We start from the raw sequence: 21,217 nt of genomic DNA on the forward strand, positions 1-21,217 counted from the left end.
GCGCGGCGGAGGCGGAGGCTCGGAGGGGCACGTCGGCAGCGTCGGCCCATGGCAGACCGGCGGCTTCGGCTCCTGGCAGTCGGGCTGCTTCGGCCCCTGGCAGTCCGGCGGCATCTGCGGCTGCTCACACTGCGACTTGAAGAGGTTGATGCACGCCTCCAGCATCTGGGTGATCTGCTGGAAGATCTGCGTGGCCGCCTCCCAGTCCATCGAGTCCGAGCCGCACCGCGGAGGCGTCGTCGGGAAGCAGCCCCCGGCCCGGATGCCCTGGGCCCCGCCGCTGAAGCCGTCCGTCCGGAAGGCCGCGCGCAGGTCCATCTGGGACGTGGTGACCGCCCCCCCCTCCGCGCGCACGCTGGTGCGGGAGTGCGAGACATCCAGGCTGGTACGCGAGACGAACTGGGCGGTACGCGAGTGGCCGGAGCCAATGGAGGAAGTCATGTGGGTAACCCTTTTGCGGCGGAGGTGCGAAAGTGCCTACTGTTGAAGTGGTTATCACACCTGTGCGCACGCGAGTTTCCTCCCACATTTCCGGAGAATTTCCGGGTCAAAGCCCGTGGGTGGAGTCCTGAGGTCGCGCCGGCCGGTGAGCGTGCCCACCTGACTGGTGAAGCCCACTCCCCTCTTCTTCCTCACCCCGTTCGAGAGCTACCGGTGACGTGCGGCACGCGAGGGCAGTTGCTCCTCGCGTGCTGCCTCCAGGCTCACACGTCCGCCCGGCAGCGGCGCATCGGTACGCCACAGCTCAAGCACCACGTCGGGCGGAGTCGCCCTGGCGCGGGTGCTCTCGTAGCGCTGCTGGAGCTCGAGGTCGCCGCGCCGCTTCGCGAGGCGGTTGAGCCACGCCGGTGCGGTGAACAGGACGAGGCCCGCCACGAGGGCGATGAGCGCCGTGGCGCCGTTGGACCTGCCAGCCACGATGAACAGCGGGACGGCGAGGAGCATCGAGGCGCAGCCCGCGTTGCCGTACCGCCCGAGCTGCCGGTGGCGCGCGAGTTCCTCGGGGGAGAGGGCGCGCTCGGCTGCGTCGTGAGAGAGCGCCTCGACGTACTCCGGGTCAATCCGGTTGAGGTGGACGCGCACGCGGTACCAAGAAGGCTCCACGTGGATGAGGTCCTCCTCGGAGGTGATCTGAGGGCGACGCGAGCGAAAGTCCTCGAAGCCACCGACGAGCGCGGTTCCCGAGGCGAGGTTCAGCCCGTAATCACGCTCCAGCGTCTCGTACGTCCGGCCCGCGGGGGCCACGAAGGACTCCTCGACGAGGATTTCCAGCACGTAGCCGCCATCGGCGGAGGTCTCGATGGGCAGGGCTTCCCCGCGCACGGCACTCGCCTCCACCTCCTTGGCATCAGGGACGCGCCGCAGTGGAGGGAGGCCGGCGTCCCAGATGCCCACACAGGCGATGTCGGTCCCGGCGTCGATGCGGTGCTGCACCATGGGTCGAGTATAGACAGACGCACCCCGGCTCGAACCCGGTCGCAGGGCAGGCAAGAGGAGGGGCGCGCCCGTTGCCGCCTCGGGCCTCCCCTCGCACCTTGAGGCACAGGGGCTGGCAGGGAGGGGACATGCGGGCATGGCTGGGAGGGGTGGGCGCGGCGGCGCTGCTGCTGCTCGTGGGCGCGTGCGGGGACTCGGACGGTGACGAGGCGCCCCCGCCCGTGGAGCAGCGGCCCGACGTGAACGGCGGCCAGCCAGACGGTGGTGACGGCACCTCCGACGGAGGCACGCCCGACGCGGGCCCGCCGGATAGCGGAGATACGGCCGGCGGCGCGGTGCTCGGCGTGTGGACGTACGGGGACGCGCTCGCGGACCGGGCAGGTCCCGTGGCGCACCATGAGGGCACCGGCGATCTGCTCCTGGCGCTGCACCTCGGCCGTGGCAGGGCAGCCGAGACCCCATCGGAGTCGCATGAGCACCTGCGGCTGATGCGGCGCACGGCGCGGGGCGACACCGTGTGGACGCGCACCCTGGTGGCGCTCAGTGACTCCTTCCCCGAGGAGATGAGGCAGGTCACCTCCAAGGGCCTGGCCTTCACGCCGGACGGTGGGGCGTGGGCGCTGCTCTCCTGGCGCGGTGGCAACGTCGACCTGGGCACGGGCCCGCTGGTCACGGGCGACTACCTCGTGCGCCTGTCGGCGACGGGCGACATCCAGCACGTGCGCAAGCTCGTGACCGGCCGGGGCATCGCGCTCACGGAGGGGCTCGCGGTGGACGCGGATGGCGGCGTGGTGGTGACGGGGCAGTTCTTCCGCACCGTGGACTTCGGCGGTGGGCCGGTGGAGAGCAACCGCGAGGAGGATGGGCGGCGCTTCGAGTACACGGGCTACGTCGTGCGCTACGCGGCCGATGGCAGCTTCCGCTGGGTGCGCACCTTCGGTGGGCTGCACGGCTTCAGCGGGGGCCACGACGTGGCGGTGGACGCCAGCACCGGCGAGGTGCTGGTGGGCGGCATGATGCGGGGCGAGGCCGCCTTCGCGGGCGTGCCCATTCCGGGCGACGTGGAGCCCAATGAGAGCCGCGGGGTGCTCGCGCGCCTGTCCGCCGACGGAAGCCTGCGCTGGGTGAAGACCGTGGGCGAGGAGGTCCGGCACGTGGCTTTCAGCCCGCGGGGCACGGCGGTGGCCGCGGGCCGGGGCGAGACGGTGCGCTGGTCGGGCCAGGAGGCCACGGGCAATCCGCAACGCTTCCTCGTCACGGCCGAGGTGGACGGCACGGAGCGCGTGCTGCGCACGTTCGCGGCGGAGGCCGTCACGGGGCTGGGCGTGGACGCGGCCGGCGGCGCGCGGCTGCTGGTGCAGGGCTTGAGCAACACGGACCTCGGCGGCGGGCCCGAGGAGGGCACCCCGCCCTCCCCCACCTACCTCGTGCGGATGAGCCTGGACGGAAGCCGGGTGTGGACGCGCGAGCTGCACCAGTGGCTGGAGCTCGACGAGTTCGGTGTGGGCGCCCCCCACCTCGCGCTCGCGAACGACGGCACGGCATGGGTGCTTGGCACCTTCGCGGAGCCCTGGTCCGCCGGAGGGACGCAGCTCACTCCCGTGGGGAGCACGGACGTGTACCTGCTCCAGGCGGGGCCCTGAGGGCATCAGCCCGGCAGATCAGGCTGCTTCGTCAGGCAAGAGCGTCCGGAGCAGCTCGTCGTCGGGGCCGAGCGGGCGCCAGCCGGGCGGAGGAGGAGTCGTGCGAAGCGCTGCCATGACCTGGTCGGCGCGCTCCTGGTAGGACTCGGGTATGTCGGCGGACCAGCAGCCGAGCGCCTTGGCGACCTGGAAGCGGTTTGAGTCGTCCAACACCGCCGGCCAGCCATTCGGAAGACTTTGGGACAGTTGGCGCACGAGCACATCGCGAACAAGGCGTGTGACCTGCTTGCGCCTCTCCGCTTCGGCGAGCAACCCGCTCAAGACCTGCACCCCTGCGACGTCGTCCTTGCCCAGTTCTTCGGCCAGCAAATCCAGCGGGACGGCAGGGCGCGCCTCGGCAAAAGCGGTGAGCGAATCGTAACCGCGCTCGCGGACCCGCTCGTACAAGCGGACTCTCCAGTTTCCCTGCCAGGAGCGTCCGTCCGTCATTGTCCTCTTCCGGAGGTGAAGTGCATCGGGATGTCGTAGCGCTTCATGCGCCCCGCGACGATGTTCAGGATCTCGTTCCGCGTCAACATCCGGCCAACCTCTCGCTCGGTATTGGTCAGGGCGCGCATGATCATTCGATTCCATTCATTCGGCCACATGCGCCCCAGCTTCCAGTTCCCACCACCGTGAATGGCCTCATGGTGCGCCTGCTCCAGCTTGACGCAGAACTTGTCGATGTCCATGTCGCCCTTGAAGCCGCGCTGCTCGAACCACTCGCGGTGCTCTTGCGGCAGGACGTGGTGCTTCGGGCGTTCGGACATGCCCGCTCCTGCTCTGTCAGTCACCTGCATGCCGCGCACCTCGGGACTGTCTCCCAGCGCGTCGCGCACGCCCTGCGGCAAGTCCCCGCTCGCCTGCGCCATCATCACCTGACCGCCGTGGATGCGGACAGCGGCGCTGACGGCCGGAATGGAAAGGACACCCGCCTTCACGAGCCGCCGAATCATCTCCACCCACTCGGCGGAGACGACAATCCGTGAGCCAGCCATGACTCCGCCCGAGCCCATGACGAGGCCCGCGCCGAGCGTCGCGGGAGCGGCTGGCGGCAAGCGGGGCAGCGACGGAGGACCATGCCGCCGCAGCAGCGGTCATTGCGGCACTGAAGGGTGAGAAGTGAGCCTCCCCAGGTTTCGTGGCTCTCCCGCACTTCGTGTGGTTCACCTCGGGGGAGTAGGCAGACGCGGCCTGCCCCGGTACGTGGAGCGGGACTTCTCTCGGTACCTGGAGTGCGGGGTGCTGGCGCACGGGTTCGCGCGGGTACGCTGCGAGAGTTGCAAGGACGAACTGGAGCTTTTGCGGCGCGGCGCGTCCCTGGTGCCTCCACCTCGGACAAACCTCACGAGGTTTCATGGCGTCTTCGCTCCAGGCGCGAAACTGCGGCCATTTCTGCTCCCCCAAGAGAAGGCGAAGCCGGAGGAGAAGAGCCCGTCGTTTGCCGCGACGGTGGAGGAGCCGAAGAAGGAGTGCACGCCACGATTGGACGGGGCCGGGCAGCTACGCAGGACGTTCGCGCTGGACGTGGGCCTGCGTGAGGTGTGGCGGCAGGCGTCGGGTGCTGGCGTACCTGACAGCTCCCTGTGGGGTGAGCGCCATTCTGGAGCACCTGAGACTGCCCTCTGGGCCTGCGAAGCTGGCCCCAGCACAGGGCCCACCGCAGTTGGCGTGGTGTTGAGGCTCAAGCAGTCGCGCTGCTCCAGAAACTCACGCCCCTGCTGCCCCCTTGCTAGTGGAGTGTCCGCGAAGTCAGTCGACATAGTCGCGGAGGATGAATAGCTCTCCTGGATGAGGAGACGACCTCCGCGACTCATCCGGCTCTCCCAGGAGGATACTGCCCTCCTGGAGGAGTTGGTGCATGACGGCCGCACAGAGCAGAGAGTAGCGCGTCGAGCGCGCATTCTGTTGGCCATGGCCGAGCCAGACACGGTCGTGCAGGAGCTGGCCGAGTACTTCGGTCTGGACCGCACCAGCATCTGGAGCTTGTGCCGACGTTTCGAGGCCTTGGGGGTTACCGCCGTTTGGGATGCTCCTCGCTCTGGCCGCCCACCGCGGCTCTCCCCCCCTGCAGCTCGTCCAGGTTGAGCAACTGGCCTGTTGTGAGCCGGCGGGAGTGGGCTTGCACATGACTCAGTGGAGTACACGCTCGCTGGCGCGCATCGCCCGCGAGTGCGGCATCGCTCCCACCCTGTCGCACTCCACGGTAGCGCTCATCCTCAAACACGCGGAGCTCCAGCCTCACCGCAGCCGGTACTGGAAGACGCCCACCCTGGATGAGGACTTCCGCCAGAAGGCGGCGGCGGTCCTCTGGTGCTACGAGCGGGCCCGGGCCCTCGCAGAGCGCGAAGAGGTCGTGCTGTGTGTGGACGAGAAGCCCAACATCCAGGTCCTTGAGCGCCGCTGTCCCACCCGCCCCATGCTTCCGGGCCTCATCGAGCGCTGCGAGTTCGAATACGTGCGCCATGGGACGGTGAACTTCCTGGCTTCGCTGCTGGTGCACACGGGCACCATGCGTGGCTGGTGCCTGGAGAAGAACGACGGAGCGTGCCTGCGCAAAGTCCTGCCCCAATTGCTGCACCCCTACCGCCACGCTCGACGCATTCACCTCATCTGGGATGGTGGCTCCAGTCACGTCGCCCAGGACACACGCGACTTCCTACGCCGCTACCGCCACGTCCGTGTCCTCGTGACTCCGCCTCATGCTTCCTGGCTCAACCAGGCCGAGCTGCTGCTGCGTGCCTTCGGCGCGCGCTATCTACAGCGCGGTGATTGGAAGTGCCGCTCCGACTTCATTGCGCACCTGGATGCGAGCTGGCCCGAGTACAACCGTCTCTACGCCCACCCATTCACCTGGTTGTGGACCCGGGCCAAGATGCGCGACTGGTTCGAGCGGCACTGGCGCTGACTATGTTGGATTACTTCGCGGACACTCCACTAGCGGCGCGCGTGCCCTGGCGAGGTACTGCTGAGAGGCTGAGGTACTGCCCTGGGGAGAGGGTTCTCCTGGCCATGTCCGTATGGCGCCCCGAAAGCCCACCCTGAACCGGGAGCCTTCGGTGCGCCCACGGTGAAGCCTGCATCGCCAACAGCGGGAAGTCGTCCTGCTGCCGTCCGGTAGGGACGACGAGCAGCACCGGCTTGCCGGGTGCTGACGGCGCGGTATGACGCGAGCCGATGGAGAATCACCAGCAGCGCTGTTGACGGTGACTGGCTGCATGTGAAGCATTTCACTGGCTGTTCGTGATGCAGTTCACAGTGCTTGTCCTTCATTGAGTGCAGAGTGAGTGGTGCCAGGGCCTGCCATGAACCGGCTCCTGGTGACGGGATTCATTGTCTCTCACGCAAGAAGGACACATGTCTTCCAAATCACGAATCGTTGGAGTGGTTGCAGTCATCCTGACCCTGGGCGCCTGTGGCGAGGAGCAGCCCTCTCCTTCCCTCCCGGATGGGGTGGACTCGGAGGCGGCGAATGAAATCAATTGGCTCCCTCCGAATTCCCCCAGCCGCACGGCGTACTGGCGCAACGCGCGCACGGGTCAACTCCACCAGCGCCACTACGTGGAGGTGGATGGGCAGGCGATCTCCGAGGGTGACATCATCCTGGGCCCCGTGAGGGAGGTGGAAGCGCTGTCAAAAGCCGCGTTGCAGGGGCAGGTCGCGGCCCAGGATGTCTCCAGCATGGGGCTCACGAGCACCGGCGCCACCTATATCTGGCCCAACAACCTCGTGCCCTACACCATCGACCCGGCCCTGACCTATCCACAGCGTGTGATGGATGCCATTGCCCACTGGGAAGCCAACACCCCCATTCGCTTCATCCGGCGGGACACCACCAACGAGGACCTCCTCCCAAACTATGTGATCTTCCAGTACGCCTCCAGCGGATGCAGCTCGTCGGTGGGCCGACGAGGCGGAGCGCAGTACACGCGCCTGTCGGCCTCGTGCAGCCTGGGAAACACCATCCATGAGATCGGCCATGTGGTGGGGCTGTGGCACGAGCACACGCGCCTGGACCGTGACAACTACATCAGCATCAACTGGGACAACATCGCGCCCGATGCAAAGGACAACTTCGAGCAGAACATCGATGAGACGGATGATCGCGGCGCATACGACTACGGCTCGATCATGCACTACCCTGCCTATGCCTTCGCCATCGACTCAGGCGTGAAAACCATCACCACCCTGAATGGCGCCGCCATCGGGCAGCGCACAGGCCTGAGCGCGGGGGACATCTCGGCGGTGAAGGCACTGTATGGCTTCACATGGGCCCAGGGCACGAACTCCGTGAACATGGGGCCCATTGCCGACCGGTTCTGTTTTCTCACGGCCATGTCCGGCGCCTTCGCCGGTTATGGGGAGTACATCTCCGTTTCCCAGAGCAACGGCAACTGGCATCTCAGTGGAGGCTCCCTCCAGGTCGGCGTCTCGGGTGGCGCGGCCTGCCGGTCCTCGAGCAAGGTGACGTCCGAATACTCCTGGTCCCAGGGGCAGCTGCCCACCAACCTGGGCAGTGCGACGGGTCGCGTGTGCTTCCTGACGCACGTCAGCGGCAGCTTCGACGGGGGAGCCGAGTTCGTCCACGTCTATTCGAACAACGGGATGTGGTACCTCGGCGGCAACTCCATGCAGACGGGCATCTCCGCCCGCGCACGGTGTGTCGCCGTATCGGGATACTCGAATGAGTACACGTGGGAGCAGGGAGCCGGCCCGACTTACATGGATTGGGCCGGGCGGTACTCGTGCGCGCTGACCCGGGTGCAGGGCAGCTTCAAAGGCGGCGGCGAGTCCGTGAAGGCCTCGGTGGAAGGCGGCCGCTGGATACTGGGCGGGAGTTCGCTCCAGGTAGGCGTCGGCGGGCGGGCGCGCTGCTTCCGGCCGTAGCGCCGTAGCCGGGTACACGAGAGGGGCCAGGTCCGTGGCCATGTGCTCAGGCTACGGGCTGGCCGCGGATGCCGAAGGAAGGCCCGGGTCGATTCGCATCAACCTCCGCCGCGCTCGACGGAGGTTGACGGCGCGCCCGGGCCTTCCGCCACCTACGCGTCCGGCAGCAGGAACCCGATGCGGTACGAGCGCGTGGACGCCGACAGCCCCCGCGCCGTGGCGGACGCCACGTAGCCCGCGATGTTGGGGAACACGTAGTCGCGCTCCGCGGCGGTGTTGAGCCCGAGCCAGGACGCCAGGCTGTAGGCGTACTGGTCCACCGTCAGAGACGGAATCCACCGCCCCTTGGAGTCGACGGTGTCGGGGTTGTTCGCCGCGCCGCCCGCCAGGTCCAGGCTGGGGAAGGTGCCGTAGAGCCGGCGGCCCTGGACGCGGTCTCCCAGGACGATGCAGTGGTTGCCCCACGCATGGTCCGTGCCCCGGTCGGAGTTCTCCGCCAGCGTCCGGCCGAAGTCGCTCATCGTGAAGAGCGTGGCCTGCGGAGGCGTCGTCCCGAAGGCGCCCGACGCGCGCAGCAGGTCCATGGACTGGTGGAAGGCCGCCAGCGCGAAGTCCACCTGCGCCAGCAGCGAGTCCTGCGTCGCGCGCTGTCCCACGTGGGTGTCGAAGCCGCCGAGCCCCACCGAGAACACCTGCCGCCGCACGCCCAGCCCACCCCCCGTGGTCGCCGTGGCGCCGGCGATGAGGTCTCTCAGCACCTGGTAGAGCTGCGTGTGCAGCGACCAGCCGGAGCTTCCCGTCGCGGGCGGGACGAACAGGGCGTCAATCGCGTCACGCGTGGCCTGGGGGAGCGCGGCCCACGCCGCGTCGCGCGCAGCGGTGCGGGCGGTGGCGAAGGTCTGCGCCGTGGTGAACACCCCGCCGTAGGACGCCTCCAGGGTGACGTCGTTGGTGATGCCCATCACCTGCGAGAGCGCCGCGTTCTGGAGCGCATTGAAGTTGGCGTCGCTCGTCTGGCGGAAGGCCAGCGAGCCGCTGGACGACACCATCATCGGCTGGCGTACCGCGCCCGCGGCGAAGAGCGACTTGCCTCCGAACGAGACCACCTCCGGGTACTCGCCCGGATTCAACCCGTGGAGCTTGTCCGCCGTGCGGCCCGCCCACCCGGTGACCTTGCCGATGAGCGCCAGCGGCAGCGTCACCGTGGAAGGGTTGGCGATGCCGCTCGCCCACGCGTCCTGCTGGTCGCTATGGGAGAACAGGTTGTCCGGCCGGGCCACCGTGCCGGACGTGTAGTCCGCCTTCAGCATGGGCAGCACCTGCGGGCCCACGTTGCACACCACGGCGGCGCGCTCCTGCTCGAAGAGCGCCTGCAGGCGCGTGAGCGACGGGTGCAGGCCGTACGAGCCCGCGGCCAGGCCCACCGGGTTGATGGGCAGCAGCGACGCCTGGTCGAAGCCCACGTTGGGCCGCGCCGCGCGGTACTGCGCGAAGGGGGTGCTCGTCAGCGGGACGATGACGTTGTTGCCGTCATTGCCGCCCAGCAGGAAGACACACACCGTGGCGCGGTAGCCCGCGTAACCGGTGAGCGTGGCGGCGTTCGCCTCACCCAGCCACCTGGGCATCGTCGCGGCGGCCGCGAGGAAGCCCAGGCTCGTGGAGGCACCTTGGAGGAACTTGCGTCGGGAGAAGGTCATGGGGCTCACCGCTGGATCTGGAACTCGGGGGAAAGCGACGTGAGGAACAGGCCCAGCTTCTTCCTTCGCGTCATGTCACCGGCGCGCGTGTCGGTGATGGCGTTGTAGACGGCGAGCTGGAGGTCGGACGACATGGTGTCGTGCAGCAGGTAGCGGCCCAGCCAGAGCGTCAAATCGTTGGGGTCCGCCGGCAGCACGTTGAGGTCGATGACGATGCCGGCGGTGGCGGCCGACGTCGCATAGAGCAGCTCGTGCACGAAGTTGGCTCGCGCGGTGATGGTGGCGGTGTCGAGGATGGCGAACTCGGGGCCGAGCAGGCCGTTGCCCCCGGGCGCGGGGGCGTTCGGCGGGTAGTAGCTGAAGACCGAGGGCGGCCGGGGCACGTACTGGCCCAGCGCACGGCTCCAGGCGTTGAACTTCGCGCCCGGGTCCTTCGTCCCCGTCGTATCGAGCTGCACGTTCAGCCACCGGACGACGTTGGTGATGAACAGCGCGGGCGGGCGCAGGTGCCCGTAGGTGGCGTACAGCGCCAGCGGCGGCTGCGAGCCGCGCGCCTCGTTGTCCGTGAGGATGGCGCGCACCACGGCGCGCAGGTCCCCGCGCACGCCGCTGCCGTTGTTCTTGAAGACGTTCACCACCCGCTGCACGTACGCGGGGCTGGGGTTGCTGGTGACGAGGTGCTGGATGAGCTGCTTGCAGATGAACGGCGGGAGGTTGGGGTCCGCGAAGACGTTGTCCAGCGCCTGCTTGAGGTGCTGCGCCGCGGTGCCTCCGGCCGTCGTGGCCACGCCCCGCAGCAGCACCTTCGAAGCGGGGTTGTGGTTCACATCGCAGCCCATCATCGGCTGCGCGTAGCTGGCCGGGTTGTTGCGGCCAACGGTGGGACAGGCCGCGCCTTGATAGGTCCACCCGGAGAGTGCGTGGGCGAAGGCCTGGACATGGGCCTCGGTGTAGGCCGGAATCGGCGCCCCGTCCGCGTCGAGCTGCTGGGTGCCGTCCTCGTTCAGCTTGTAGAGCCCCAGCGTGAAGAGCTGGAGCATCTCCCGTGAGTAGTTCTCGTTGGGCTCGATGGGCTGGCCGTTCGTCCTGAAGGCCTTGTTGTTCGCCATGTCGAGGTACGTCCCCATGGCGGGGTCCTTCGTGACGGCCTCCAGGAGCTGGCGGAAGTTGCCGAACGCATTCGAGGACAGCAGGTTGAGGTACGCCGCCATCGCCAGCTTGGGCTCGGACTCGGGCGTGGTGGAGCTGTCGGGGATGCCCCCCTGGGAGACGACGAAGATCTGGCTCAGCGCGAACGCCACCCGCTGGCGGAGCTGGTCCTGCCCCGTGACGGCGTTGACGAAGAACTGCGCGCCCAGGTCCTTGCTCGTCGTCGTGCCGTCGAACACGGAGCGCGGGGCGCTGAACTGGTCCGTGAGGGACTGGGTGATGCCCACGGAGACCACGCGCTCCACCGAGTCGATGGGCAGCGTCGTCGCGCCATTCGCCAGGCGCGGGCCGAAGGTGGCCTGCTCCAGGAAGCGGATGGCGTTCTCCTCGGACGGCGTCTCCAGCGGCTCGATGGCCTGCTGCTGCTCACCGAGCGGCTCGGCGGATGGACTTTCTTCGAGGGGGGCGTCCTCCGGCGCGCACGCGGATGCGAGCACGGCGAGGGCCAGGGCAATGCGGCGGGTCATCCAGGGCTTCTCCTTCGAGGGTGCGCGAGCACGGAAACAGAACCTCTCCGGAAAAGTATATTAACCTAAAAAACAAGTAAATCTGGCTGGACCCGAATGGCCGTTCGGCGGCCCCGCCGAGACACAAGGAGCCCTACTGGCAGAGCGGGCGGGTTTCATTGAAGATTCCGCGGTCGCCCGGACCTCTTCCACCTTCCGAGACAGGACAACGCGTGACCTCCCGACCCTGGTGCTGGCTCCTCGCCCTCAGCCTCATCGCATGCTCCGGCACGGAGACGGAGGAGGACGAGGGACCGGAGGCGCCCGGGATGGCGTGCACCACCGAGCTGCGGCCCCACTTCGACGGAGAGGGCTGCTGCGGCGAACCGGTGGCCGAGCCGCTCTGCTCCACGGGGACCATCGTGTTCTGCGAGGTTCGTGACGCCCGCTCCGAGCCCACCCGCTGCTACTACAAGCACAACAACACGAAGCTGCGCTGCGCGAGCTGCCAGAACACGAGCGACTGCGTGGCGGCGGCGAACCGCGTCTGCAAGCCTTGACCGCCGTCATGGCGCTCCCAGGCCGACAGACGGCTACGCGCCAGCAGGAAGCGCGCAGCCACCGGCCCGGGTCACTTCATCAGTTGAGGGACTTGCAGAGGGCGTGGCCGACGCCCTGGGTGTCCCAGGTGCTGATGGTGCAGCCGTAACCGGGACCCTTCATGGTGCCCCCGTCCTCCAGGCGTGCGATGTCCCAGGAGGCGAGCTTGGCGCAGACCTCGGACCGGCGGGCGCTGGCCTCCTGCGCGGTGAGCAGGGTCTTGCCGGGGCCGCAGGGAGAGTCGCCAGTCGCCCTGAGGAAGGTCATGGTGGAAGGGTCCTTGCAGAGGGTGTGGCCAAGGGGATTGGCCTCGAAGGAGCTGATGTTGCAGCCGTAACCAGGCCCCCTCATGGCGCCGCTGCCGCTCAGGCGGGCGATGTCCCAGGAGGCGAGATTGCCGCAGGCCGCGCCTTGGTAGGCCTGGGCATCTTCGGGGCTAGCCATGACGTAGCCGGAGGGGCACGGAACGTCACCCGTGACGCGCGTGATGTCGCCATAGAGGGCGGCCCGCTCCTGAGCGAGGCCGGGCTCTTCGGCCTCGTGAGAGCCGGCGGAGCCGCAGGCGGTGGAAAGCAGGATGGCGCCAACAGAGAACAGGACATTCTTCTTCATTCGAGACTCCAGGGGGACGACTGCGAGGGGAACTTCCAACGAAAGCCCGCTCACCTCGTGAACGAGCACAAGTACGAAGTGGGCTGGACGAGGGCGTGGGGGCGCGCGCACGTCTGGAATAGACGCGCACACGCCTTGTCGGACCTTCATGATCCGCCCGCAGTACTAGGCCAAGGCCTTTCGCAATGTCAAATCACAGACATTTCGACTGCCTGGTAGGCGCCTCGATGCATTCATTTGCAGCGGCGCCATTTAATTGCAAAAGACTTGCTGTTGCATGGAGGGGAGGCAGGCAGGCGCCACGTCAGGTGGCCGCGGGAGGGCCGCCGCCATGGACTGGCTGAACGTGGCGAGCGCGTGTGGGGCGCTGTGCTGGAAGACCCGCCCCTGGCCCCGGGTCACCGACAACCCTGTCAATGCCCATGTCGGCCAATTGTTTGGTGCTCAACGCTTCATTGACTGGGCATCCCGTTGCTGTCAGTAGCGCCCTGCCCCGCCGGCAGTCTTCATTTCCGGGGCAGAGACTCTCCATGCGCAGATATCTGGCAGGACTTCCCCTGTGGGTCGCCGCATGCCTCGTGGTCACGAGCATCGGCTGTCGCCCCGAAGATCCACCTCCCCAACAGCAGCAGGCACTCCCGGAGCCCGTGCAGGTCGTGCGGCAGGCCGTCGGCGCCTGTGGCAACGGCGTCATCGACCCACCCGAGCAGTGTGACGATGGCAATGACCTCTCCAATGACGGCTGCTCCTGGGTCTGCACCAGCGAGACGGTCCGCATCTCCGCGAGCAACACCCATACCCTGTTCAAGCGCGCGGACGGCTCGCTGTGGACGTGGGGTGACAACGCCAGCGGCAAGCTGGGCGATGGCACCGCTACCGATCGCACCGCGCCCGGGCTGGTGACGGCGCTCCCCGGCGTGAAGGCCGTGGCCGCGGGTGCCAGCCACTCCCTGGCGCTGCGTGCCGTGGACGGAACCCTCTGGGTCTGGGGCGCGAACGCCAGCGGCCAGCTCGGCTTGGGCACCACCGCTAGCAGCCCCACTCCCATCCAGGTGGTGAGTCTGCCTTCCGTGAGGTCCGTCGCCGGAGGGGGTTCCTTCTCCGTGGCCGTGCTGGCGGATGGCACGGTGCGCACCTGGGGCGTCAATACCAACGGCCAGCTCGGCGTCGGGACGACCACCAGCAGCACCTCTCCCGTGCAGCCCACGGTGACGAGCGCCCACTCCGCCGCGGCCGGCATCAGCCACGCCCTCGTCCTGCACACCAACGGCACCGTGTCCGCCTGGGGCCTCAACACCAGCGGCCAGCTCGGTGACGGCACCACCACCCAGCGCACCAGCCCTGTCTCCGTTCCCAGCCTGACAGGCGTGGTGGCCGTGGCCGCCGCCATCAACGGCAATCACTCGCTGGCACTCAAGTCCGACGGTACCGTCTGGGCCTGGGGCGCCAATGGCAGTGGACAGCTTGGCGACGGCTCCACCACCAACCGCTCCACGCCCGTACAGGTGTCCGGGCTGACGGGCGTGGTGGCCATCAGCGCTGGCACCACCCACTCGGCCGCCCTCAAGTCCGACGGCACCGTGTGGACGTGGGGCCTGAATACCAGCGGTCAGCTCGGAGACGGCACTTTCACCCGCCGCCTCAACGCCGTGCAGGTACCCGGCCTCTCCAACGTGGTGGCCCTCGCCGCCGGCGGTACCCATACCGCCGTCGTCCTCGCGGATGGCACCGCGCGCGCCTGGGGCTCCAACGGCAGCGGCCAGCTCGGCGATGGCTCCGTCACCCAGCGCAACTCGCCCGTCGCGGCGCTGGTGCCCTTCGAGTGCGGCAACGGCGTGCAGGACCCGGGCGAGACGTGCGACGACGGCAACTCCGTCAACGGTGACGGGTGCTCGGCCATGTGCCAGCTCCAGTCCGGCGCACCGCTGTGTGGCAATGGCACCGTGGAGGCGGGTGAGACGTGTGATGACGGCAACGTCGCCTCGGGTGACGGGTGCTCCCAGGTCTGCGCGAGCGAGACGCTGCGCCTTGCCGCGGGCAACACGCATACCCTGTTCAAGCGCGCTGACGGCACGCTGTGGACGTGGGGCGACAACGGCAGCGGCAAGCTGGGCGATGGCACCAGCACCGACCGCCTCGCTCCCGGGCTGGTGACGGCGCTGTCCGGCGTGAAGACCCTGGCCGGTGGCATCGGCTACTCGATGGCCTTGCGCGGCTCGGACGGCACCGTGTGGACCTGGGGCGACAATGGCTCTGGCCAGCTGGGCATCGGCTCTACCGCCGACCGCCCCACGCCCATCCAGGTGCCCGGCCTGTCCGGGGTGGTGACGCTCGCCACCGGCGGCTCCTTCTCTCTCGTCGTGCTGTCCGACGGCACCGTGCGCGCCTGGGGCCTCAACTCCAGCGGCCAGCTCGGCATCGGCTCCACCGTCAGTCCTTCCACTTCTCCCGTGCAGCCCTCCGGCCTCACCCACGTGCGCGCGGTGGCCGCGGGTGTCAGCCACTCCCTGGCCCTGCACGCCAATGGCACCGTGTTCGCCTGGGGGCTCAACTCCAGCGGCCAACTCGGAGACAGCAGCCTCGCCACTCGCACCAGCCCGGTGCCCGTGGTGGGCCTGACGGGCATGGTGGCGGTGGCCGCCGCCATCAACGGCAACCACTCGCTGGCGCTCAAGGCCGACGGGACCGTCTGGGCCTGGGGCAGCAACGGCAATGGCCAGCTGGGCCTCGGCACCACCGTCGACCAGAAGCTGCCCGTGCAGGTGCCCGGGCTGACGGGCGTGGTGGCCATCAGCGCTGGAACCACCCACTCAGCCGCCCTCAAGTCCGACGGTACCGTCTGGACGTGGGGCCTGAATACCAGCGGCCAGCTTGGAGACGGCACCGTCACCCGCCGCCTCAGCCCGACGCAGGTGCCCGGCCTGTCCAACGTGGTGGCCCTCGCCTCGGGTGGCAACCACACCGTCGCGGTCCTCGCGGATGGCACCGTGCGCGCATGGGGCGCCAACGGCAGCGGCCAGCTCGGCGATGGCTCCGTCACCCAGCGCACCTCGCCCGTCGCGGCGCTGGTGCCCTTCGAGTGCGGCAACGGCGTGCAGGACCCGGGCGAGGCGTGCGACGACGGCAACTTCGTCAACGGTGATGGGTGCTCGGCCATGTGCCAGCCCCAGTCCGGCACACCCCTTTGCGGCAACGGGACCGTCGAAGCGGGCGAGCAGTGCGATGACGGCAACGTCGCCTCGGGTGACGGCTGCGCCTTCACCTGTCAGCCCGAGCTCAACCGCATCCAGGGAGGCAACACCCACACCCTCGCGCTGCGCTCGGATGGCTTCGTCCATGCCTGGGGCGACAACACGGGCGGCAAGCTGGGCGATGGCAGCACCACCGACCGCTCCACTCCCGGACTGGTGTCCGGGCTGTCCGGCGTGAAGCTGATTGCCGCTGGCCTGGGACACTCGATGGCGCTGCGCGGCTCGGACGGCACCGTGTGGACCTGGGGCGACAATGGCTCTGGCCAGCTGGGCATCGGCTCTACCGCCGACCGCCCCACGCCCATCCAGGTGCCCGGCCTGTCCGGGGTGGTGACGCTCGCCACCGGCGGCTCCTTCTCTCTCGTCGTGCTGTCCGACGGCACCGTGCGCGCCTGGGGCCTCAACTCCAGCGGCCAGCTCGGCATCGGCTCCACCGTCAGTCCTTCCACTTCTCCCGTGCAGCCCTCCGGCCTCACCCACGTGCGCGCGGTGGCCGCGGGTGTCAGCCACTCCCTGGCCCTGCACGCCAATGGCACCGTGTTCGCCTGGGGGCTCAACTCCAGCGGCCAACTCGGAGACAGCAGCCTCGCCACTCGCACCAGCCCGGTGCCCGTGGTGGGCCTGACGGGCATGGTGGCGGTGGCCGCCGCCATCAACGGCAACCACTCGCTGGCGCTCAAGGCCGACGGGACCGTCTGGGCCTGGGGCAGCAACGGCAATGGCCAGCTGGGCCTCGGCACCACCGTCGACCAGAAGCTGCCCGTGCAGGTGCCCGGGCTGACGGGCGTGGTGGCCATCAGCGCTGGAACCACCCACTCAGCCGCCCTCAAGTCCGACGGTACCGTCTGGACGTGGGGCCTGAATACCAGCGGCCAGCTCGGGGACGGCACCGTCACCCGCCGCCTCAGCCCGGCGCAGGTGCCCGGCCTGTCCAACGTGGTGGCTCTCACCTCGGGCGGCAACCACACCGCCGTCATCCACGCGGATGGCACCGTGCGCGCCTGGGGCCAGAACTCCAATGGCCAGCTCGGCGACGGCTCCACCACCCAGCGCAACTCGCCGGTGGTCACCTGGCTGTACTCCTTCTGCGGCAACGGCATCACCGAGTCCGGCGAGCAGTGCGACGACGGCAACACCAGCAACGGTGACGCCTGCGTCCAGGACTGCCGGCTCGCCCGCTGCGGAGATGGTCATCTCCAGGTCGGCGTGGAGAGCTGCGATGACGGCAACACCGCCGACAACGATGCGTGCCCTGCCTACTGCCGCGACCTGACGCCTGGCGCCACCACTCCCGCGGAGCTCGTCGGCCGCGTGTGCACCGCCCTCAAGCGTGGGCAGACCAACGGCCTGCGCGCGGTGAGCCACGGCAACCTGCGGCCCACCGTCCAGGACACCTTCACGCGGCGCTTCTCCGCGTCCCAGGTGGGTGACCTCGAGGAGCGGTGCGCTCCGGGCGACGCGCTCTACGACACGCTGCTGGCCTCGCTCTCCGCGGGCGCCGTCATGCTCGACGAGGCGGCCCTCCTGCGCTGCGTGGCGAAGGCGGAGCAGGCGCGCGTCACCACGACCGTGTTCGACTACAACGGCGGCACGGGTGACCTCGCGGCGCTGAAGACCGACCCGGACTGCCAGGCCATCCTCACGGGCCTACGGCCCCAGGGACAGAGCTGCACCCAGCACTGGGACTGCGCCGCCGGGCTCCTGTGCCAGGCGGACGCGGCCACCCAGACGGTCCTCACCTGCCAGGCGCCCGCCGCGGCCAACTCGGCGTGCGGCCCGGCGCGGGTGTGCGCCTCCGGCACCACCTGCTTCCAGGGTACCTGCAAGACGCTCGGCGCCTCGAACGCGGCCTGCGGTCCCACGCTGCCCGCCTGCAACGTGGGCCTGACGTGCGACGACACCACCCTCCGGTGCCGTGCCCGCCGCGCGGCGAACGGGGCGTGCACCGCCGACACCGACTGCGCCAACGGACTGACCTGCAACGCGGGAGTCTGCGCCACGCTGGTGAAGGTCGCGGACGGTCAGGCCTGCACCGTGGACCAGAGCGTGTGTGCCCACTCGCTGTCCACGTGCCGCCCGGCCACTCCGGGCGGGGCGACGGCCTGCCTCCCGCGAGGCGGCCTGGGCGCGGGCTGCGGCTCCGCGGAGGACTGCCGCACCGGGCTGACCTGCGAGCAGGGCATGTGCAAGCCCCTGCCCGGTGTGGACGAGGCCTGCACCATCGGGTGCCGCGACGGCCTGCACTGCGGCCCCGCGGACGTCTGCGTCGCGCAGCGGGCTCCTGGTGCCACCTGCCAGCAGGGCGATGCCTGCATCGACGGCTACTGCGCCGCCGATGGCACCTGCCACGCCTACAGCAACCTGGGCGAGGCGTGCGGCACGGGGGTGATTCCGCCCGTGTGCCGTCAGGGTGCCTGCGTCAATGGCACCTGCGTGGGTGGCCAGGTGGGTGACTCCTGCCTGGAGCGGCGCACCGCCTGCGTGGCGTCGCTGGGTCTGGTGTGTGGCCCCGACTTCACCTGCATCGCCGCCCCTGGCGCGGGCCAGCCCGCCCTGGAAGGACTCTGTGCCCCCGGCACCTTCCGCAATGCCAGCAACGTGTGTGAGCTCCCCCGCGCCATCGGCGCGGCGTGCACCGGCCCGGCCTGGTGCGCCTCGGGAGTGTGTTTGCCCAACGGGACGTGCGGCGCCGCGCCGGCCGCGTCCTTCACGCGCCAGGAGAACACCCTCCAGGCCTTCACCCTCGGCTTCGACCCGTGAGTCCCCGGATTCCAACCATGAGACAGCACCAACCCCCTTCCCTGTCCATCCCGCACGGCGGCGCGCGGGACTGGCGCAAGGCCGGCTCCTGCCTGCTCGCGCTGGGCCTGGCCCTGTCGGCCTGCACCACCCAGGAGGCGCCAGCCCCCGCCGAGCCCACCACCACGCAGTCACAGGCGCAGACACCGGGTGATGGCTGGGGCACCGGCCCCTACCATGGCCGTCCCGCGCGGCTCGGCACTTGCGACCGCGAGCAGACCCGGACCAGCTACCAGCAGAGCGACACGCGCTGGGAGCAGGACCAGGACAGCCTCGTGCGCAACGTGTCCTGCCGCACCTGGGACGGCAGCCTCCAGCAGCCCGACGCGGCCACCTGCGGCCACCTGTTCCGGGGCGCGCCGCCGCTCACCCACCGCTGCCTGTCGCTCCAGGGCAGCGCGGGCCAGGAGACGTCCTGCGACACCTACAACACGTACCTCGTGGCGGAGCAGAACGCGCTGCGCACGGCGCTCACCCAGGACGCGACCCGCGGCGAGTCGCTCACGCCGGCGCACATCTTCCGGCGCGCCCTGGAGGCGACGAACCACCAGCTTGAGAAGGCGCTGTGGGTGGCGTACCGGGTGACCAGCCTCGCCTCGGGCCCGAACGCCGCGCAGCGCTTCCCCACCCTGACGGCCGGCCTGCCTGACCTGCGCTCGTCCTGCGCCCCCGCCGGACTGCACGGGCCCGGACAGCGCGGTGACCTGTACTCGCGCTACTTCCTGCTGGCGGCCATCACCCGCTGCCACGGGAGCCTGGGCGAGGACTCGGGCCACCTCGCCGAGCGCGTGGCCTCGTACGAGGCGGCGCTGGGAGACCCGGACCGGGCCACCGCGTACTGGGAGGGTGTGAAGCTCGGCACCCGGCTCAACGCGTTCACCGCGAGCGGTGGGAGCAGCGAGGGCGTCAACCACTGCACCCGCGCCGTCGCCGACATCGGGCAGGCCTACATCGGCCAGAGCCACACGGTGGCGCTGGGGCTGAACGACGCCGTGGTCCCCACCTCGCTGCTGAACCGCACCCCAGCGGTCCTCCTGGCCAGCGTGGGCGAGGTGGGGACGGGCCTGTCCGTCACCCCGCTCAACGGCCCCTACGCCCCGGTGAGCGTCATCGGCTCCGGGCCCCCGGGCCCGCGCAGCTTCCGCTATGCGCTCACCGACGGCAGCCTCACCAGCAACGAGGTGGACGTCACGCTCGACGTCCAGTGCCCGGCCGTCCTGCCGGACTGGGACCCGAACAGCGAGCAGTGCACCACACAGTGCGGTGACTGCGCGCACACGCAGTACTGCGACACCACCGGCGGCACGGGCCAGTGCGTCTGCCCGCCGGGGACGACGTGGAGCGCTCCGATTCAGGAGTGCCTCGACTGCAACTGCCCGGGCAACCAGGTGTGCGACGCCAGCAGCGGCACGGGGGTGTGCAGCTGCCCGCCCCACCTGCCCAATTGGAACTCCACGACGCAGACGTGCGAGCCGCCGTCCGCGTGCGGCACCAGTATCTCCGCGTCGGGCGGTGACGCGGGCTACCAGCGCACGTTCGACCTGGGCGCCACGTCCGGCACGCTCACGCTGACCTTCAACACGTACTCGGTGAAGGACCGCATCCGCGTGGAGTACGAGGGCGCCACGGTCATCGACACCGGCTGCGTCGGCGCCGCCGGCACGCTCAGCGCGGGCTACTCGGGCAGCACCACGCAGGCCATCGTCGTGGTGGAGGCCAACTGCGCCGGCAGCTCGGGCACGCAGTGGAACTTCACCCTGGGCTGCGGTCCGTAGCCTGGGGAGTGAAGCGTGAGGAGGCCATCCACCCGGGTGGCCTCCTCGCCCGGCCCGGCACCGCTACGAGGCGCCGGGCCGGGGTGCCTCAGGAGGTGACCTCCTCCGGAGCGCGGACCTGAAATGCCGGCAGCGGCTTGAGCACCAGGTAGCCGGTGATGGCCAGGAGGACCAATTCCAGCGGCAGCCTCCAGGCCTGGGCCGTGACGGCGACATCATTCACCCGCACCGGGTGGCCGAGCGCGTTGGGTACGCCGACGGTGAAGAGGGCCACCACCATGTCCAACATGAGCGGGAGGGCCGTCAGCCGGGTGAGGTGCGTGGAACAGGCACGCGGCAGGAAGGCGCCCACCATCAGGAACAGGCCGCAGACCATCTCCACCCAGCAGACCATGTAGGCATGGAAGAGCGGGAACGGGACGCCCACCGCGCTGAGGTACACCGCGAAGCCCACGGGGCCCCGGGGCAGGACGACGGCATCCGTTCCCAGGTGGATGGTGTCAAAGAATTTCACCTGCCCAAGAAAGACAAACACCGTTCCTGCAATGATTCGCAGCGCGAACCGGTAGGGGGACTCGACGAAGCGACCGGATTCAGCGGAGCTCATGACCTCTCCTTGGCAGATGGGGTTGGACTGCAACGCCAGTCGGCGCTGGCGGTTCGCACACACCCCGGCCAGGACCCGGGCCCGGGGTGCGTGGATTCGACGGTGAGCGGACACACCTCGGGCGTCACACCGCCCCGGGCGCCACGGCTCCATGAGACCTGCGTGCCTTTGTGAACCTGCTACGGGCTACCCGGGTCGAAGACCCGGTCCTCCCC

At 69.4% G+C, this 21,217-nt stretch carries 13 protein-coding genes and 1 pseudogene; 6 read left to right on the forward strand and 8 right to left on the reverse strand.

The window, feature by feature from the left end; all coding sequences use genetic code 11:
• Both HG543_RS35235 and HG543_RS35240 read right to left on the reverse strand, forming a co-directional pair.
• On the reverse strand, positions 1 to 441 hold a 441-nt coding region (locus HG543_RS35235), incomplete at its 3' end, for a hypothetical protein (RefSeq protein WP_169349309.1).
• Positions 442 to 648: 207 nt separating this feature from the next.
• Entirely contained in the window at positions 649 to 1,437 is a 789-nt protein-coding gene (locus tag HG543_RS35240) for a hypothetical protein (protein WP_169349310.1), read from the reverse strand.
• Between the two features lie 128 nt (positions 1,438 to 1,565).
• On the opposite strand from HG543_RS35240, the gene HG543_RS35245 reads away from it, so the two are divergent.
• The gene (locus tag HG543_RS35245; protein WP_169349311.1) at positions 1,566 to 3,080 is read left to right on the forward strand and encodes a hypothetical protein; all 1,515 of its coding nucleotides are present in this window, start codon (positions 1,566 to 1,568) and stop codon (positions 3,078 to 3,080) included.
• 18 nt (positions 3,081 to 3,098) lie between these two features.
• Here HG543_RS35245 and HG543_RS35250 read toward each other — a convergent pair whose 3' ends face one another.
• Together HG543_RS35250 and HG543_RS35255 are read right to left on the reverse strand one after the other, a co-directional pair.
• A complete protein-coding gene (locus tag HG543_RS35250) occupies positions 3,099 to 3,569 on the reverse strand; it encodes an NUDIX hydrolase (RefSeq protein ID WP_169349312.1) in 471 nt (156 codons plus the stop codon).
• A pseudogene (locus HG543_RS35255) lies at positions 3,566 to 4,189 on the reverse strand (DUF2380 domain-containing protein); the annotation flags it as partial. The gene HG543_RS35250 and the pseudogene HG543_RS35255, both read right to left, overlap by 4 nt.
• 959 nt (positions 4,190 to 5,148) lie before the next feature.
• Between HG543_RS35255 and HG543_RS35270 the strand changes: the two are divergent.
• Positions 5,149 to 6,027, forward strand: a complete 879-nt coding sequence (locus HG543_RS35270) for an IS630 family transposase (protein WP_169349313.1) — start codon at positions 5,149 to 5,151, stop codon at positions 6,025 to 6,027.
• A gap of 476 nt (positions 6,028 to 6,503) precedes the next feature.
• Positions 6,504 to 8,006 carry a M12 family metallopeptidase gene (locus tag HG543_RS35275; RefSeq protein ID WP_169349314.1) on the forward strand — a complete coding sequence of 501 codons (1,503 nt, stop codon included), beginning with the start codon at positions 6,504 to 6,506 and terminating at the stop codon, positions 8,004 to 8,006.
• Between the two features lie 152 nt (positions 8,007 to 8,158).
• Here the strand turns inward: HG543_RS35275 and HG543_RS35280 are convergent, their stop codons facing one another.
• Positions 8,159 to 9,703, reverse strand: coding sequence for a DUF1501 domain-containing protein (locus HG543_RS35280; protein WP_169349315.1), 1,545 nt, complete (start codon positions 9,701 to 9,703; stop codon positions 8,159 to 8,161).
• A gap of 5 nt (positions 9,704 to 9,708) precedes the next feature.
• Positions 9,709 to 11,379 carry a DUF1800 domain-containing protein gene (locus tag HG543_RS35285; RefSeq protein ID WP_169349316.1) on the reverse strand — a complete coding sequence of 557 codons (1,671 nt, stop codon included), beginning with the start codon at positions 11,377 to 11,379 and terminating at the stop codon, positions 9,709 to 9,711.
• A 212-nt stretch (positions 11,380 to 11,591) separates the two neighbouring features.
• Here HG543_RS35285 and HG543_RS35290 point away from each other — a divergent pair, with 212 nt between their 5' ends.
• Entirely contained in the window at positions 11,592 to 11,918 is a 327-nt protein-coding gene (locus tag HG543_RS35290) for a hypothetical protein (RefSeq protein WP_169349317.1), read from the forward strand.
• Between the two features lie 79 nt (positions 11,919 to 11,997).
• Here HG543_RS35290 and HG543_RS35295 read toward each other — a convergent pair whose 3' ends face one another.
• Positions 11,998 to 12,570, reverse strand: coding sequence for a hypothetical protein (locus tag HG543_RS35295; RefSeq protein ID WP_169349318.1), 573 nt, complete (start codon positions 12,568 to 12,570; stop codon positions 11,998 to 12,000).
• Between the two features lie 530 nt (positions 12,571 to 13,100).
• Here HG543_RS35295 and HG543_RS54665 point away from each other — a divergent pair.
• Together HG543_RS54665 and HG543_RS35325 are read left to right on the forward strand one after the other, a co-directional pair.
• Complete coding sequence (locus tag HG543_RS54665) at positions 13,101 to 18,581, forward strand: RCC1 domain-containing protein (RefSeq protein ID WP_211194374.1); 5,481 nt, start codon at positions 13,101 to 13,103, stop codon at positions 18,579 to 18,581.
• Positions 18,582 to 18,598: 17 nt separating this feature from the next.
• On the forward strand, positions 18,599 to 20,395 hold the full coding sequence (locus HG543_RS35325) for a hypothetical protein (RefSeq protein WP_169349319.1): 1,797 nt from the start codon (positions 18,599 to 18,601) through the stop codon (positions 20,393 to 20,395).
• A gap of 88 nt (positions 20,396 to 20,483) precedes the next feature.
• Here the strand turns inward: HG543_RS35325 and HG543_RS35330 are convergent, their stop codons facing one another.
• Complete coding sequence (locus HG543_RS35330; RefSeq protein ID WP_169349320.1) at positions 20,484 to 21,002, reverse strand: DoxX family protein; 519 nt, start codon at positions 21,000 to 21,002, stop codon at positions 20,484 to 20,486.
• Positions 21,003 to 21,217 lie beyond the last annotated feature (215 nt).

Source organism: Pyxidicoccus fallax (assembly GCF_012933655.1).
Lineage (GTDB): Bacteria > Myxococcota > Myxococcia > Myxococcales > Myxococcaceae > Myxococcus > Myxococcus fallax.